Raw genomic sequence first — 1,915 nt, 5'->3', positions numbered from 1 at the left:
CGATGATCCCCAAGGGGCGGGCGAACTACGAGCCCAACAGCCTCGATCAGGCGGGCGAGGATCCCGGCCCGCGCGAATGCTCCGAAACCGGTTTCACCAGCTTTCGCGGAACCGGCGAGGACAACGATGCGTCGCAGAAGCTGCGGATCAGGCCGGAAAGCTTTGCCGATCACTTCAGCCAGGCGCGGATGATGTACGCGTCGCAGACCAAGATCGAGCAGGCGCATATGGCGTCGGCGTTCGTGTTCGAATTGTCCAAGGTTGAACTCGAGCACGTCCGGCTGCGGATGCTGTCACAACTGCGCACTGTCGATGAAAGCCTGGCGCAGCGGGTGGCCGATGGCTTGGCGATGCCGTTGCCCAAAGCTGCACCGGCCGCTGCACCGACGCTCGATCTCGATCCGTCGGACAAGCTGTCGATCGTCAAGCAGGGCCAGCCGCCGATGAAGGGCCGCAAGGTCGGCGTGCTGTTCGATGAAGGATCGGACAAAGCCGCCTTGGCGAAGCTGGGCAAGGAGATCGAGGGTGCCGGGGGAACGATGTTCCTGGTTGCGCCAAAGGTCGGTGCGCTCGCGCTCGCGGGCGGCGGCGAGTTGAAGGCACACGGCCAGCTTGCCGGTTCGCCATCGGTGCTGTTCGACGCGGTTGCCGCGGTGCTCGCGCCCGCAGCGGTCGAAAAGTTGCTGAGCGAAGGGGCTGCCGTGCAGTGGTTCATGGATGCCTTCGCGCACTGCAAGACAATCGGCTGCGATAAAGCGGTTCAGCCGCTGCTCGACAAGGCAGGCGTGGTGAAGGACGAAGGCGTGGTCGGCTTGGCCGAGTTCGCCGCCATCGCCCCGGCGCGGCATTGGGATCGCGAGCCTAAAGTGCGTATGCTCGCCTGATGCATTGACGCGCGGGCAGGTCTATGGGCGGGGGCGATGCATCTGCGCGCCCCCGCTATTCTTTGCGCTTCACGCGCGCATGGCGAGACCGCTGCCGTAATCCGGATTCTGACCGCCGAGCATGGGCTGTTCGCTGCTTATTGCGCGGGTGCGCGGGGGCGGCGGCTGCGACCGGTGCTGATACCCGGCAACCTGCTCGATGCGGAGATTTCGGCGCGTTCCTCTAGCCAGTTGCCGTTCGCCAAAGTCGAACTGGTCGAAAGCCGTGGACCGTGGCTGGGCGAGCCGCTTGCCAGCGCGGCCATCGCCTGGGCTTGTGCGCTGACCGCGACCGCGCTGCCCGAGGGCCATCCCTATCCGCCGTTGTACCAGGCGCTCGGCGGATTGCTCGATGCGATCTGCCACGCGCCATCGGCGCGCGGGTGGAGCCGGGCACTGGTCGCCTATGAGGCGCTGCTGCTGCGCGAGCTCGGCTATGGCAGTCGGGTGCTGGCGGGCGGGGGCGGCGATCCGGGTGACGAATGGGGCGCGATCTTCGATCGGCTGGCGCGGCTGGGCGAACTGCTCGAAACCCGGTTGTTTCAGAATGGCCCTTCAAGAGGGCTGGGGCTTGCGGGGCGGGGGGGCGATGTTATGGCGGCCCGTTCGATTCTGGTCGAGCGGCTGAAACGGATTGCGGGGCCCGAGTGAGAATTGCGGTAATGCCCGGCGACGGGATCGGACCCGAGGTGACCGCCGAGGCGCTGCGCGTGCTCGATGCGCTGGCGCTGCCGGGGCTGGTGCTGATCGAGGCCGACGTCGGCGGGGTGGCTTACAAGCGCCACGGTCACCCGCTCCCGCCCGAGACGCTGGAGGGCGCGAAGTCCGCCGATGCAATCCTGTTCGGCGCGGTCGGCGATCCTTCGTGCGACGCGCTGGAGCGCCGGTTGCGGCCCGAACAGGCAATCCTCGGCTTGCGCGGCGAACTCGGCCTGTTCGCCAATTTGCGCCCCGCGAAGATGTTCGCGGGGATGGAAGACGCCTCGGCGCTG

The 1,915-nt window shown here is 67.2% G+C and carries 3 protein-coding genes; all 3 read left to right on the top strand.

Annotated features, from left to right (window positions below; all coding sequences use genetic code 11):
* Positions 1–884, top strand: an 884-nt coding sequence (locus tag RMO89_RS09765; protein WP_310532813.1) for a catalase-related domain-containing protein, incomplete at its 5' end; no start/stop codon positions are given.
* A gap of 36 nt (positions 885–920) precedes the next feature.
* Positions 921–1,574, top strand: coding sequence for a DNA repair protein RecO (gene recO / locus RMO89_RS09760; RefSeq protein ID WP_310532812.1), 654 nt, complete (start codon positions 921–923; stop codon positions 1,572–1,574).
* Positions 1,571–1,915 (top strand): isocitrate/isopropylmalate family dehydrogenase (locus RMO89_RS09755; protein ID WP_310532811.1); only part of this gene is annotated, 345 nt, incomplete at its 3' end. The genes recO and RMO89_RS09755, both read left to right, overlap by 4 nt.

The sequence above is a fragment of the Novosphingobium sp. genome (assembly GCF_031424035.1).
Lineage (GTDB): Bacteria > Pseudomonadota > Alphaproteobacteria > Sphingomonadales > Sphingomonadaceae > Novosphingobium.
This window is presented reverse-complemented; position numbering and strand designations above follow the sequence as displayed.

What these genes read in the sequence shown, in the direction of transcription:
- recO (WP_310532812.1), top strand. Translation starts at nt 921, where the DNA reads ATGCATCTGCGCGCCCCCGCTATTCTTTGCGCTTCACGCGCGCATGGC.